Genomic DNA, 12,734 nt, shown 5'->3' with positions numbered 1-12,734 from the left:
GTGGCTGCACTTCTCCCCCCGGCGCGGGAGGGATATGGCGGCAGCGAACGGCACGAAGGACCTCTTCCATGACAGATCAGCCCCCCTGGCGCGGACGCGCGTTGCAGCTCTTCCTGGCGGTTGCGGCGGCGCTCGGGCTGGCCTGGATGCTGGGGCTCAGCCATCCCTTCTGGGCGGCGATGCCGGTCTGGGTGGTCAGCCAGCCGGCCCGGCAGGATCTGGTGATCCGCGCCGTGCTGCGGGTGCTGGGCACCATGGCGGGGGCCGGGCTGGGCCTGCTGATGCTGACCCACCTGGATAACCCGGTTCTGCTGGTCGCCGGATTCGCCCTTGGCGTCGGGGTCGGCACGGCGGCGGCCTTCTGGATCGGCACCGTCTATTCCTACGGCGCCCTGATGGCGGCGATCACCCTGGGGGTGGTGATCCTGCCCGCCGTGGCGACGCCGAACGACCCCTGGGTACTGGCGGTCGACCGGGTCTGGTGCACGCTGATCGGGGTGGTCGCGGTGACCCTCGCCACCTTCGCCTTCACCCCCCGCCGGGACGAGAAGCTGCCGCTGCGACTGAACCACGGCGGTCCGCGCGCCCTGCGCAATGGGGCGCTGGCCATGCTGCTTTCGGGGGCGGGGCTGGTGGCGCTGCTGTCGACGGGTCAGTTCTGGGCCATGTCCGCCGCCCTGTCGCTGACGGTCTTCTCCACTCTGATGGGGGCCATGCCGAACCCCCGCCCGCTGATCCGCTACCTGCCGCCCGCCACCGCGATCGGCATTGCGGCGGCCATCGCCTACCGGCTGGCCGGGGACCATCTGGGGCTGGGAGATGCAGGGCTGGGGGAACTGGGCCTCTACCTGCTGGCGCTGCCCTTCATCGCCTGTGGCGCGGTGCTGAGGGCGCATCCCCAAAGCGCGCCCTTCGGCCTCGATTCGAACATGTGCTTCCTGCTGACCGCCGAGATCGGGACCGCCGGGCACGGCCTTGGCGCCGAGTTGCAGGGCGGCCTTGCCATGCTGGCCTGCGGTGTGCTGGTGGCACAGATCCACCGCCGCCTGCTGCCGAAGGAAGCCGCCACTGCCACCTGAGCCGGCCTGTTAGCCGTCGCGCGGCGCCCCGCCCTGAAAGGCGTTGTCCCCGTCATAGCGGCAGGGGGCTTCCTGCATCTGCAGGTGCAGGTGGTCGCCGTCGAAGGGATGGGCGCGGGCCAGCGCCTCGTCGACCTCGATGCCCAGCCCCGGCGCATCGGACAGGCTGACATGGCCTTCCTCGACCCCGATCGCGCCCCTGATGAGGGCGTCGTGGAAGGGCGTCTCGATGGTCTCGGCCATCAGCAGGTTGGGGATCGTCGCGGCCATGTGCAGGTTCGCCGCCCATTCCACCGGACCTGCATAGAGATGCGGCGCGATCTGTGCGCCGTAGCTCTGCGCCAGCACGGCGATCTTGCGCGCTTCCCAGATCCCGCCGGCGCGACCGAGCGCAGGCTGCAGGATCGCAACCCCGGCGTCCAGCGCGGCGCGGAACTCGGGCAGGGTGGTCAGACGCTCTCCGGTAGCGACGGGCAGGCCCGAGGCGCGGCAGACCTCTGCCAGCCCCGACAGGTCATCCGGCGGCACGGGCTCTTCGAACCAGAGTGGATCGTAATCCATGATGGCGCGGGCCATGCGCAGCGCGCCTGCGCCGGTGAACTGCCCATGGGTGCCGAACAGCAGGTCCGCATGGGTGCCGACGGCCTCGCGCACGGCGGCACAGGTGCGCGCCGACAGCGACAGGTCCGACAGCGCCGGCATATGCCCACCCCGGATCGTGTAGGGCCCCGCCGGGTCGAACTTCACCGCCGTATAGCCCCGCGCCACCAGATCGCGGGCACTGTCGGCGGCCATGGCCGGGCTGGTCCAGAAGGCGGAAATATCGTGGTGCGGCAGGGGGTAGAGGTAGGAGTAGCAGCGGATACGCTGGTTCATCATCCCGCCAAGCAGCGCCCAGACCGGCCGCCCGCGCGCCTTGCCGAGGATGTCCCAGCAGGCGATCTCCAGCCCGGAAAACGCGCCCATCACCGTCAGGTCGGGCCGCTGGGTGAACCCGGCGGAATAGGCGTGGCGGAACATCAGCTCGATGTTCTCGGGGTTCTCGTCCTGCATGTGGCGGGCGAAGACATCCTCGATCACCGCCCGCATGGCCTCGGGGCCGACCGAGGCGGCATAGACCTCGCCCCAGCCGGTGATGCCGCAGGCGGTCGTCAGCTTGACCAGGATCCAGTAGTGCCCGCCCCAGCCGGGGGCCGGCGGGGCGGTGACGATGATCTCGAGGTCGCTCAGTTTCACAAGGAAGCGGCCCCCCTCGGGCCTATTTCAGCACGATCACGTTGCGCCGGGCGCGGCCCTCCAGCGTGTCGGCGATCGCCTCGTTGATCTGGTCCAGTTGCCAGCGGCCCGAGATCAGCTCGTCCAGCTTCAGGCGGCCCTGGCGGTACATGTCGATCATCCAGGGGATGTCGCGCTTGATCACCACGTTGCCCATCTTCGATCCGACGATGCCCTGACCGGCGTCCGCCATGATCAGCGGCGAGTAGCTGGAGGTGACATTGCCATGCGGCATCCCCACCATGACGATCCTGCCGCCCCGCGCAAGGTAGCGCGGCGCCATGTCGTAGACCGCGCCGACGCCGACGGTGACCAGCACGGCATCGGCGCCCCGGCCCAGGATCTTCTTCACTGCGCCCCAGGGCTTGCCCTCGGCGCTGACCACGTCGGTGGCGCCGAATTCCTTCGCCGCTTCCAGCTTCTCGTCCACCAGGTCGACGGCGACGATGCGCCGGGCACCGGCAATCCGCGCGCCCTGGATGGCGTTGAGGCCGACACCCCCCGCGCCGATCACCACCACGTCGTCGCCGGCGCGGATCTCGCTGGCATAGACAGCGGCACCGACCCCGGTGATCACCCCGCAGGAGATCAGCGAGGCCGCATCCATCGGCATGTCATCGGGGATGGTCACCACCTGGCTCTGGTCCACCACCATCTTCTCGGCGAAGGCGCCGGAGGCCATGGCCTGCATCACCGGCGTGCCGTCGGGCAGGCTGATCGGGCTCTGGCCCACGGGATCATGGGGCGTCTCGCAGATCGTCGGCTGGCCCGAGCCGCAGCAGTCGCAATGGCCGCAGGCGCGGATCAGGGTGACGCAGACCGCATCGCCGACCTTCACCCCCTGCACGCCCGCGCCGATGGCGGTGACACGGCCCGCCGCCTCGTGGCCGAAGACCGCCGGCACGGCGCCGCCGAAACCGCCCTGCCAGAACGAGATGTCGGAGTGGCAGATCGCCACCGCCTCAACTTCAACCTCGACCTCGCCCATCTCGGACGCGCGCAGGCGGACCTCTTCGATGGTCATCGGTGCGTTGTATTCCCGGCAGATCGCCGCCCTGATCGTCTGCATTCAAAGCTCCCCTCTGGCTGTCAGGGACATTGGTAGCGCGTTTGACCTAATTGCGAAATAGAATTCCTCTGGTCGGAATTAGCCGGCGGAAACGGCCCCCCGGCGCGGCACGTGCAGGGCGATCAGCACCATGGCGGGCAGCATCAGCAGGGCCGAGGCGCCGAAGGGGGCTCCGGGCAGGTAGAGCGGAGCGTCCTCGGCGGTGAAGACGCGGAAGATCGACGTCATCTGCAGCGGCGTGACGATCATCGCGATGGCCTGCAGTGACGAGAGCACGCCCTGCAGCTCTCCCTGGGCATCCTCCGGGGCGGCGTCGCTGGCGATGGCGGACATCGCGGGCTGGCTGATTTCGCCGAGCGCGGTGAAGGGGGTCATGACGAGGGTCAGCGTGCCGCTCTTGATCACCGTCAGGGCGGCGAAGAAGCCGGTGTTGATCCACATCCCCGCCAGCACCGTGGTGCGGGGGCCTAGGCGGCGGTAGAGCGGACCGAAGAGCACCGCCTGCACCACCGCCAGCGCCACGCCGTAGATGGTCAGCGACAGGCCGACCAGGGTGACCTCCCAGCCGAATTGCGCCTGGGTGAAATAGGCCCAGATGACGCCGTAGACATGCATGCCGATGAGGTAGAGCAGATAGGCGGCCAGCAGCGGTTTCAGTCCCGGCAGGCGGCTGGCGGCGCGCAGGGCGCCAAGCGGATTGGCGCGGCGCGGGTCGAAGGCGCGGCGGGCCTCGGGGCGCAGGCTCTCGGGCAGCACGGTCAGCGCCATCAGGAAGTTGATCAGGCAGAGCACTGCCGCCACCCAGAAGGGCGCGCGCACGCCGAAGCCCGCGACCAGCCCGCCAAGGGCCGGGCCCAGCACGAAGCCCATGCCGAAGCAGGCCTGCACCAGGCCGAAGTTGCGCGCCTTCTCGGACCCTTTCGAGATGTCGGCCATGTAGGCGCTGGCCGTGGCGACCACCGCCGCCGTCGCCCCGGCGACGAGGCGGCCTGCCAGCAGCAGCCAGATGTCCTGCGCCAGCGCCATGATGACGTAGTCCAGTCCCATCACCGCCAGCGCCACCAGCACCACCCGGCGCCGGCCAAAGGCGTCCGAGAGGTTGCCGATCAGCGGCCCGCAGAGGAACTGTGTCACGGCGAAGGCGGTGATCAGCACGCCGCCCCAGAGCGCGGCCTCGGACAGGGTGGCGCCGAGGATCTCCCTCAGCAGGTCGGGCATGACCGGGAAGATCACGCCGACGCCCATGGCCTCGATCACCACCGTCAGCAGGATGACGAGGCGGGGCAGACGGCTGGACGCCTTGGGCGTGGGGGCGGGGGGGATCATCGGCGCTCCTTCAGGTGCGCCGGTCGGGCGCGCCGCCAGCTAGGCAAGAGGCGCGCCCGGGGTCAATTGCGGAAACGACGGTGCCCGCCGCGCGGTCCGATCCTGCGGTCAGATTGCCGCGACGGCTGCGGCGAAGGCGCGGGCGTTGGCAGGGGCGTCGCCCATCTGTTCCTCGGGGGTGAACAGGCCCGAGAGGTCGAGATCGGGCAGCGCCTCGGCGGCCAGCTCTCCCAGCGGGCGGCCGGTGGCCAGCACCTGCTGGGCCAGCTCCTTGACCTTTGCCTGGGCCTCGGGGCGGGGCATCTGCCCGGCCAGCCGGAACGAGAGCGCCTCGGCGTGCAGCAGGCCGCGGGCCTCGGTGAAGACGGCGCGCATCTCTTCGGCCTTGGGCGTCAGGCCGGGCACCGCGGCGCGGGCCGTGGTCAGCGCGGCGGCGGCAGAGAGGCAGAGCTGCGGGAAGACCAGCCATTCGGTAAACCATGCGGCACCATCGCGTTCCTGTCGCGGCATGCCCGCACCGTCCATCACGGCCTTCAACCCCATGACCTGTCGCGCCAGCGCCAGCAGGGCCGAGGGCTGCACCGGGTTCTGCTTCTGCGGCATGGTGGACGAGCCGCCCGAGGCCGACAGCTTGACCTCGGAGGCCGAGCTTTGCGCCATCAGGATCAGGTCGTCGCCCATCTTGCCAAGGCATTGCGCCATGCGCGCCAGCCAGGCGGCAATGCGCAGCACCGGACCGCGATCCGCGTGCCAACTGCGGCCCGGATCGCGCAGGCCCAGCCCCTCGGCCAGCGCGGCGCGCAACTCGGCGCCCTTGCCCGCGAATTCGGCCCCCGTGCCGGCAGCGCCCGACAGGGAGACCCAGAGGGAGCTTTCCCGCAGCGCGGGCAGCTCTTTCAGCAGGTCCAGCAGCGGCCAGCCCCAGGCGGCGACATGGCTGCCGAAGCTGACCGGGGTGGCGAACTGGCCATAGGTGCGCCCCGCCATCGGCAGCGCCGCATGGTCCGAGGCCAGCTTTGCCAGCGCACCCAGAAGCTCTTTCAGCCCGTCCTCGCAGAGCGCCAGCAGCTGGCGCAGGCGCAGCATCTGCCCGGTGTCCGCGATGTCCTGCGAGGTTGCGCCCCAATGGACATATTGCGCATGCTCCGGCGCCTGCATCTCCTTGCGGAACTCGGCCACCAGAGAGGGCACCGGCACGCCGTTCTTCGCCACGCCAGCGGTCAGCGCACCGGGGTCGATCAGGATTTCCAGCGATGCGCGCTGGATGAAGGCGGCCGAGACCTCGGGGATCATGCCAAGCGCGCCCTGCGCCTTCGCCAGCGCCCCCTCGACGATGATCATCGAGCGCACCTCGGCGCTGTCGGTGAACAGCCGCCCGGCCTCTCCGGCGTCGAAGAGCCTGGCGTAGACGGCGCTGTCGTGCACGGAACCGGCCATCAGAGGTCCTCCGCGATGCGCGACAGCAGGGCGGCGAGACCCTCGGGGTCTTCAAGGAAGGGGGAATGTCCGGTGGGCATGTCGTATCTGTCCTTCGGGTCACAGCGTTGCGCCATCTCGGCCTGGGCGTCCGGCGAGATGGTCAGGTCGTTGGAGCAGCGGATATAGGATCGCGGCGTCCGACGCCAGTTTTCACCCAGGGCAATCGGTTGGGTATGGGGCTGCATCGGCTCGGCCACGAGGCGGGTGCGGGCCTCTGCGCGCAGCTCCTCGGGCAGGCCGTGGTAGAAGCGGGTATCGTCGGCGGCCTCGTCGATCTCGTAGCCTGCGCGGTCGGCGGTCTGCCGGGCGATGCCCTTGAGCGGCGGCTCGGGCCAGGCATTGGCCATGTCGAGCAGGGATCGCCCGTTCTCGGGCAGGAAGGCGCAGAGGTAGACCAGCCGCTGCACGCGCCAGGGCGCCAGCTCTGCGGCGCGCGAGATCGGGAAGCCGCCCGCGGAATGACCGACCAGCACCGAGGGTTGCTCGGCATGGTCCAGCACCGTGCGGGCGTAGTCTTCGAGCGTCAGGTCTGAATGGGGGCGGGGGTCGCCGCCGCGACCGGGCAGGTCGGGGGCGGTCACGTGGTGTCCCCGAGCCAGAAGCTCGGGGATCACGAGGTGCCAGCACCAGCCTGTGTGGCAGGCGCCATGGATCAGCACGAAACGGGCCATCAGCAGAGGGCCATCAGATGTCCAGGAAGACCGTCTCGCCCTGGCCCTGCAGGCGGATGTCGAAGCTGTACTTGCCCTCGGCAGTCTTCTTGGCGATCAGCGTGTCCACGCGGGGACGCTGTTCGATCCGGTTCAGCAGCGGGTCGGCAGAGTTGTCCTCATCCTCGAAGTAGATGCGGGTCTGCAGGCCGATGTTGATGCCACGCGCCACGATCCAGACCGAGATATGCGGCGCCTGCACCATGCCGCCCCGGCCCTTGGTCGCGCCGGGCTTGACGGTGCGCAGGGTGAAGAAGCCGGTCTCCTTGTCCGCAGTGAAGCGGCAGAAGCCGGAAACCTTGGGGTCGGCGCCCTCTTGCCCGGGGTAGATCCCCGCGGCATCGGCCTGCCAGCTTTCCATCATCGCGTCGCGCATCGCCCAGCCGGTGCCGTCAAAGACCTGGCCGGTGATCTCGATGATCTCGCCCTTGGCGCCATCTTCGATGGGCGACAGGGCCAGGTCCTCGGGGTAGATGCCTTCCAGACCGGCGAAGGTCGGAACGCAGCCGATGTGGACGTAGGGGCCCGCGGTCTGCGAGGGCGTTTCCTGCAGCGTGTCGAGTTGTTGTGCCATGAGTTACATCCCCTCCAGCTTGTTCTCGAACATGGTCTGACGACGGCCACGCAGGACCACGTCGAACTTGTAGGCCAGGAAGTCCATCGGACGCGCCTTGGCCATGTCCAGCGGTGCGACCAGGCGGTCGAGCTGGCTGCGGCTCTTGACCGTCGCGGCGATCGGGCAGCGGTCGATCAGCGGATCGCCCTCGAAGTAGAGCTGGGTGATCAGGCGCTGGCCGAAGGAATGGCCGAAGACCGACATGTGGATGTGCATCGGGCGCCAGTCATTGCCACGGTTGGGCCAGGGGTAGGCACCGGGGCGGATGGTCAGGAACTCATAGTAGCCGTTCTCGTCGGTGATCGTGCGGCCGCAGCCGCCGAAGTTCGGATCGAGCGGGGCAAAGTAGGTGTCCTTCACGTGGCGGTAGCGACCGCCCGCGTTGGCCTGCCAGATCTCGACGAGGGTATGGGGCACGGGGCGGCCGTTCTCGTCCAGAACGCGGCCGTGCACCAGGATACGCTCACCCACGGCGGGGGCGGCGCCCTTGGTCCAGTTCAGGATCAGGTTGTTGTCCAGTTCGCCCAGCAGACCGTGACCGAAACGCGGCCCCGTTTCCTCGGACGGGGTCGATTCCATCGACAGCAGCGGCAGGTAGGGCGAGCGGGTGATGCTCGTCTTGTAGCCCGGGTCGTAGGGAACCGGGTGGATCTCGCGGTTTCGCGGGATCAGCGGGCCGAGATCGGTCATTGGTCTTGCTCCTCCATTTCGGCGTAAGTGGCTTTCGCGAGCTTCAGGGCGTGGTTCGCCTTCGGAACGCCCGCGTAGATGGCGACATGCTGGAAGGCCTCCAGCACGTCCTGCTTGCTGGCCCCGGTGCGGGCGGTGGCCCGGATGTGCATCGGGATCTCCTCGAAGTTCCCGGTGGCGGCCAGCAGCGCGAGGGTGATCATCGAGCGTTCACGGCGCGAGATGCCGTCGCCGGCCCAGACGGTGCCCCAGGCCCCCTCGGTGATCAGGGTCTGGAACTGCAGGTCGAAGTCGGTCTTGGCGGCCTCGGCGCGGTCGACATGGGCGTCGCCCAGGACCTCACGGCGCACCTTCATGCCTTTGTAGAAGCGATCATTGGACATGTCCGGTCTCCTTGATGAACTCGGTGAGGATACGGGCGTATTCCCCGGGGTTCTCGACGCAGGGCAGGTGGCCCGCGCCGCGGATCAGCTCCAGCCGCGAGCCGGGCACGAGGTCGACGGTCTCGCGCACCAGGTCGGGCGGGCTGGCGCCGTCCTCGGTGCCGGCGATACCCAGGCAGGGCAGGCGCAGGCCGGAGGTGGGCGTGTAGAAGTCGGTGCCAGCGATGGCGGCGCAGCAGCCGGTGTAGCCCTCAAGCTCTTGCCGGGCGAGCATGTTCTGCCAGGCGGCAAGCTCGGGCGTGGCGCGGAACGCCTTGCCGAACCAGCGCTCCATGGTGGGGGCGGCGATCGAGGCGACACCCTCGGCGCGGCACTTGGCGATGCGGTCGTGCCACATCTCGGCCGAGCCCATCTTGGCCGCCGAGTTCGAGATCACCAGCGCGCGCACAAGGTCCAGCCGTTTCACCGCCAGCCCCTGGCCGATCATGCCGCCGATGGACAGGCCGACAAAGAGTGCATCCTTGACCTGTAGATGATCCAGCAGCGCCTCGACGTCCGAAATCAGCGTGCCCATGGAGTAGGGCGCGGGCGTGCCTTCGGTCAGGCCATGGCCGCGCTTGTCGTAGCGGATGATGCGCAGCCCCGCAGGCAGCAGCGGCACCAGCTTGTCCCAGAGACGCAGGTCGGTGCCGAGCGAGTTGGCAAAGACGATGGGTGCGCCGTTCGGGTCGCCCTCGTCGGTGTAGTGGATCTTCAGTCGGTCCAGGTCGGCGATCTTCATCAGTACGGCAGCCCCACGTAGTTCTGAGCAAGCACCTTCTGCGCGTCCTCGTTGTCGCGCAGGAAGTTCAGTTCGGCCTGCTGCATCTTGATGTCGAAGGGCCCCTGGTCGGGGAAGCGGTGCAGCAGGTTGGTCATCCACCACGAGAAGCGCTCGGCCTTCCAGACGCGCAGCAGGGCCTTTTCCGAGTAGCCCTCGATCCCGCTGTCATCGCCCTCGAGGTAATGCGCCTTCAGCGCCTCGAAGAGGTAGTGGATGTCGGAGGCGGCAGTGTTCAGGCCCTTGGCCCCCGTGGGCGGCACGATATGGGCTGCGTCGCCGCAAAGGAAGAGGCGGCCCCAGGACATCGGCTCGGTCACGAAGGAGCGCAGGGGCGCGATGCTCTTTTCGATCGAGGGGCCGGTGACCAGCTTCTCGGCGACCTCGGCGGGGATGCGCTTTTTCAGCTCGCCCCAGAAGCGGTCGTCGGACCACTCTTCGACCTTGTCGGTCAGCGGCACCTGCACGTAGTAGCGCGACAGGTTGGCATTGCGCATCGAGCAGAGCGCGAAGCCGTGCGGCGAGTTGGAATAGATCAGCTCGTGATGCACCGGCGGCGTTTCCGACAGGATGCCCAGCCAGCCGAAGGGGTAGACCTTCTCGAACTCCTGCCGCACGTCATCGGGGATGGTCTGGCGGCTGACGCCGTGGAAGCCATCGCAGCCCGCGACGTAGTCGCAGTCGATGCGGCGCTCTTCGCCGTGGACGGTGTAGGTCAGGTAGGGGGCATCGGTCTTGGCATCGTGGATCACCACGTCCTCGACCTCGAATTCGATCTGGCCACCGGCTTTCTCGCGCGCCTCGTAGAGGTCACGGGTCACCTCGGTCTGGCCATAGACCAGCACCGGGGTTCCGGTCAGCTTGGTAAAGTTCAGCTCGATCAGCTCATCCGCATTCGAGATCACGGTGCCGTTGTGGACATAGCCCTCGGCGTCCATGCGTTCCGACACGCCGGCCCGGCGCATCAGATTGACCATGCCCTGTTCCAGCACGCCGGCACGGATGCGGCCGAGGACATAGTCCTTGGTTTTCCGTTCCAGCACGATGGACGAGATGCCGACAGTATGCAGCAGCTGAGACAGCAGCAGCCCAGATGGGCCGCCGCCGATGATGGCGACTTGCGTTTTCATGGCGTCCTCCCGTTCGCTGACAAGACAAGTGACAAATGTGATTGTCTACGTCAATTAAAATCGCGGTGAGATGTACACATGACCCGGACCGGATGCGGCGTGGTCAGACGCAAGGGGCCGCCCGGCCTTGCGGCGGGGCGGCCCCTGATTGCGGCGCGCAATGTGTCGTCTCAGAGCGTGGCGAGCGCGCGGGAGAACATCTCGGGGTCGACATTTCCTCCGGAAATCAGCGCGATCACCGTGTCTCCCTCAAGCTCGTCCGCGTGATAGAGCGCGGCGGCCAGCGAGACGGCGCCACCGGGCTCGGCGACGATCTTCAGGCGCAGGAAGGCCTGGGCCATGGCGGCAAGCGCCTCGTGCTCGCTGACCGCGATGCCGGGGCCGCAGAGCTCTTTCAGGATCGGGAAGGTCAGGTCGCCGGGCTGCGGGGTGACGATGGCGTCACAGATATTGCCCGTCAGCGCGGGGTTGCGGCGAATCTCTCCGGCGGCGAGCGAGCGTTTCACGTCGTCGAACCCCTCGGGCTCGACCGTGCGGACGCGCAGGCCGGGGGCATGGGCCGCACAGGCCAGCGCCACACCCGAGCTGAGGCCGCCGCCACCGCAGCAGACCAGCACCTCGGCCCGCTCGATGCCGAGGGCCTTCGCGTCCCGGGCGATCTCGAGGCCCGCGGTGCCCTGACCGGCGATCACCTGTGGCTCGTCGAAGGGCCTGATCAGGGTCAGCCCGCGCTCGGCGGCCAGCCGGGCGCCGATCTCGTCCCGGTCCTCGGTGGCGCGGTCATAGGTGACCACCTCGGCACCGAGCGCGGCAGTATTGGCCAGCTTCAGCGCCGGGGCATCGGCGGGCATGATGATGACGGCAGGCACCCCATGCATCTGCGCCGCAAGGGCCACGCCCTGCGCATGGTTGCCCGAGGAAAAGGCGATGACGCCGCGGGCCCGGACCTTGGGGTCCAGCGCCGAGACGGCAGAGAGCGCGCCGCGGAACTTGAAGCTGCCGGTCAGTTGCAGGCATTCCGGCTTCACCAGCACGCGGCGCCCGGCGATCTCGTCGAGGAAGGGCGAGGACAGCAGGGGGGTGTGGCGGGCATGGCCCTGAAGCCGCAGCGCGGCGGCTTCGATCATCTCGATGTTCATTGCAGCAGGTCCAACCAGGTTCGAAGGGCGGCGAGCGCCTCGGGCTCGTCCAGGAACGGGGTATGACCCCGGTCGGGCACCTCTGCAAGCACCATGGCCGGGGCGCGGGCCCGCATCTGCCCCACCGTCGCCTCGCCGAGCAGGTCCGAGTTGCGCCCCCAGATCAGCGCCAGCGGCTTCGTCGCAAGGGCGTCGAACAGCGGCCAGAGGTCGGGTGCGGTCTGGGTGCCGCTTTCAAGGACGGCGTCGCGCAGGGTCGGGTCGTAGTCGATTACCAGCCCTGCGGGGGTCTCGCGGGTGTTGTTGGCGATCATCTGGCGCCAGCGCCCTGCCGGCACCCCGGGGAAGGACGGATCGCCGGCGCGTGCCTCAGCGGCCTCGTCCAGCGTGGCGAAGGGCGGGTTGCGCCCGAGGTAGCCGGCGATGGCGCCGATGCCCTCTGCCTCGATCACCGGGCCGACGTCGTTCAGCGCGGCGCCCAGCAGGCGGTCTGGTGCCATCACGGCCAGCAGCAGGGCGATCAGCCCGCCGCGCGAGGTGCCCAGCACCGCCGCCTGCTGGATCCCGAGGTGATCCAGCAGCGCCAGCGCATCCCGCGCCTCGACCGGCAGCGTATAGGTCGCGGCGCCGGTGTATTCCGAGCGCGCCCGGCCCCGGTAGTCCAGGCGGATCATCCGCAGTCCGGGCAGGTGCGGGGCAAGGACGTCGAAATCGCGGCCATTGCGGGTCAGCCCCGAGAGGCAGAGCAGGGGCAGGCCCTCGCCCATGTCGTCATAGTAGAGGGAGGCGCCATCGGGGGCGGTGAAATGCGGCATCAGAACAGGTCCAGGTCAGGTAGGGTCGAAAGGTCGGGCAGCATCCGTGCCGGGATGCCTGGCAGCACCTCGCGCGGGACACCGTTGCGGTTCACCCAGGCGGTGACGAACCCGTAGTCGGCCGCCGCCGAGGCATCCCAGCCGTTCGACGAGACGAAAAGCACCTCGTCCGGCGCGCAGCCGAAATGCTGGCCGACGAGGTC

General features: G+C 68.8%; 13 protein-coding genes and 1 pseudogene. 1 reads left to right on the top strand and 13 read right to left on the bottom strand.

Annotated elements, in window-relative coordinates; all coding sequences use genetic code 11:
* The first annotated feature begins 68 nt into the window (after positions 1 to 68).
* On the top strand, positions 69 to 1,079 hold the full coding sequence (locus OS124_RS0108850) for an FUSC family protein (RefSeq protein ID WP_010139158.1): 1,011 nt from the start codon (positions 69 to 71) through the stop codon (positions 1,077 to 1,079).
* 9 nt (positions 1,080 to 1,088) lie between these two features.
* Here OS124_RS0108850 and OS124_RS0108845 read toward each other — a convergent pair whose 3' ends face one another.
* The 13 genes and pseudogenes from OS124_RS0108845 to OS124_RS24120 all read right to left on the bottom strand — a co-directional run.
* Positions 1,089 to 2,315: a mandelate racemase/muconate lactonizing enzyme family protein gene (locus OS124_RS0108845; RefSeq protein WP_010139157.1), complete on the bottom strand. Its 1,227-nt coding sequence runs from the start codon at positions 2,313 to 2,315 to the stop codon at positions 1,089 to 1,091.
* 22 nt (positions 2,316 to 2,337) lie between these two features.
* Positions 2,338 to 3,423 carry a zinc-binding dehydrogenase gene (locus OS124_RS0108840; protein ID WP_010139156.1) on the bottom strand — a complete coding sequence of 362 codons (1,086 nt, stop codon included), beginning with the start codon at positions 3,421 to 3,423 and terminating at the stop codon, positions 2,338 to 2,340.
* Positions 3,424 to 3,501: 78 nt separating this feature from the next.
* A complete protein-coding gene (locus OS124_RS0108835; RefSeq protein ID WP_010139155.1) occupies positions 3,502 to 4,749 on the bottom strand; it encodes a TCR/Tet family MFS transporter in 1,248 nt (415 codons plus the stop codon).
* A 108-nt stretch (positions 4,750 to 4,857) separates the two neighbouring features.
* Positions 4,858 to 6,186, bottom strand: coding sequence for a lyase family protein (locus tag OS124_RS0108830; RefSeq protein WP_010139154.1), 1,329 nt, complete (start codon positions 6,184 to 6,186; stop codon positions 4,858 to 4,860).
* The gene (locus tag OS124_RS0108825; RefSeq protein ID WP_010139153.1) at positions 6,186 to 6,899 is read right to left on the bottom strand and encodes an alpha/beta fold hydrolase; all 714 of its coding nucleotides are present in this window, start codon (positions 6,897 to 6,899) and stop codon (positions 6,186 to 6,188) included. Before OS124_RS0108825 ends, OS124_RS0108830 begins: the two co-directional genes overlap by 1 nt.
* Before the next feature lie 13 nt (positions 6,900 to 6,912).
* Positions 6,913 to 7,512 (bottom strand): protocatechuate 3,4-dioxygenase subunit alpha, encoded by a 600-nt coding sequence (gene pcaG / locus OS124_RS0108820; protein ID WP_010139152.1) that lies wholly within the window; start codon positions 7,510 to 7,512, stop codon positions 6,913 to 6,915.
* A 3-nt stretch (positions 7,513 to 7,515) separates the two neighbouring features.
* The gene (pcaH, locus tag OS124_RS0108815) at positions 7,516 to 8,244 is read right to left on the bottom strand and encodes a protocatechuate 3,4-dioxygenase subunit beta (protein WP_010139151.1); all 729 of its coding nucleotides are present in this window, start codon (positions 8,242 to 8,244) and stop codon (positions 7,516 to 7,518) included.
* Positions 8,241 to 8,627 (bottom strand): 4-carboxymuconolactone decarboxylase, encoded by a 387-nt coding sequence (pcaC, locus tag OS124_RS0108810; RefSeq protein WP_010139150.1) that lies wholly within the window; start codon positions 8,625 to 8,627, stop codon positions 8,241 to 8,243. Before pcaC ends, pcaH begins: the two co-directional genes overlap by 4 nt.
* Complete coding sequence (gene pcaD / locus OS124_RS0108805) at positions 8,617 to 9,408, bottom strand: 3-oxoadipate enol-lactonase (RefSeq protein WP_010139149.1); 792 nt, start codon at positions 9,406 to 9,408, stop codon at positions 8,617 to 8,619. The genes pcaC and pcaD overlap by 11 nt, the downstream gene beginning before the upstream one ends.
* Positions 9,408 to 10,577: a 4-hydroxybenzoate 3-monooxygenase gene (gene pobA, locus OS124_RS0108800; protein WP_010139148.1), complete on the bottom strand. Its 1,170-nt coding sequence runs from the start codon at positions 10,575 to 10,577 to the stop codon at positions 9,408 to 9,410. The genes pcaD and pobA overlap by 1 nt, the downstream gene beginning before the upstream one ends.
* Before the next feature lie 170 nt (positions 10,578 to 10,747).
* Entirely contained in the window at positions 10,748 to 11,716 is a 969-nt protein-coding gene (locus OS124_RS0108795) for a threonine ammonia-lyase (RefSeq protein ID WP_010139147.1), read from the bottom strand.
* Entirely contained in the window at positions 11,713 to 12,531 is an 819-nt protein-coding gene (locus OS124_RS0108790) for an alpha/beta fold hydrolase (RefSeq protein WP_010139146.1), read from the bottom strand. The genes OS124_RS0108795 and OS124_RS0108790 overlap by 4 nt, the downstream gene beginning before the upstream one ends.
* Positions 12,531 to 12,734 (bottom strand): annotated as a pseudogene (locus OS124_RS24120) (haloacid dehalogenase type II); the annotation flags it as partial. The gene OS124_RS0108790 and the pseudogene OS124_RS24120, both read right to left, overlap by 1 nt.

Source organism: Oceanicola sp. S124 (assembly GCF_000220565.1).
GTDB lineage: Bacteria > Pseudomonadota > Alphaproteobacteria > Rhodobacterales > Rhodobacteraceae > Pseudooceanicola.
Note: the sequence above shows the minus strand (reverse complement) of the source record. Positions and strands in the feature narration are given on the sequence as shown.

Excerpts from the sequence above, each read along its gene's own strand:
- OS124_RS0108850 (WP_010139158.1), top strand. The coding sequence starts at position 69 with ATGACAGATCAGCCCCCCTGGCGCGGACGCGCGTTGCAGCTCTTCCTG.
- OS124_RS0108840 (WP_010139156.1), bottom strand. The coding sequence starts at position 3,423 with ATGCAGACGATCAGGGCGGCGATCTGCCGGGAATACAACGCACCGATG.
- OS124_RS0108835 (WP_010139155.1), bottom strand. The coding sequence starts at position 4,749 with ATGATCCCCCCCGCCCCCACGCCCAAGGCGTCCAGCCGTCTGCCCCGC.
- OS124_RS0108830 (WP_010139154.1), bottom strand. The coding sequence starts at position 6,186 with ATGGCCGGTTCCGTGCACGACAGCGCCGTCTACGCCAGGCTCTTCGAC.
- OS124_RS0108825 (WP_010139153.1), bottom strand. The coding sequence starts at position 6,899 with ATGGCCCGTTTCGTGCTGATCCATGGCGCCTGCCACACAGGCTGGTGC.
- pcaG (WP_010139152.1), bottom strand. The coding sequence starts at position 7,512 with ATGGCACAACAACTCGACACGCTGCAGGAAACGCCCTCGCAGACCGCG.
- pcaH (WP_010139151.1), bottom strand. The coding sequence starts at position 8,244 with ATGACCGATCTCGGCCCGCTGATCCCGCGAAACCGCGAGATCCACCCG.
- pcaC (WP_010139150.1), bottom strand. The coding sequence starts at position 8,627 with ATGTCCAATGATCGCTTCTACAAAGGCATGAAGGTGCGCCGTGAGGTC.
- pcaD (WP_010139149.1), bottom strand. The coding sequence starts at position 9,408 with ATGAAGATCGCCGACCTGGACCGACTGAAGATCCACTACACCGACGAG.
- pobA (WP_010139148.1), bottom strand. The coding sequence starts at position 10,577 with ATGAAAACGCAAGTCGCCATCATCGGCGGCGGCCCATCTGGGCTGCTG.
- OS124_RS0108795 (WP_010139147.1), bottom strand. The coding sequence starts at position 11,716 with ATGAACATCGAGATGATCGAAGCCGCCGCGCTGCGGCTTCAGGGCCAT.
- OS124_RS0108790 (WP_010139146.1), bottom strand. The coding sequence starts at position 12,531 with ATGCCGCATTTCACCGCCCCCGATGGCGCCTCCCTCTACTATGACGAC.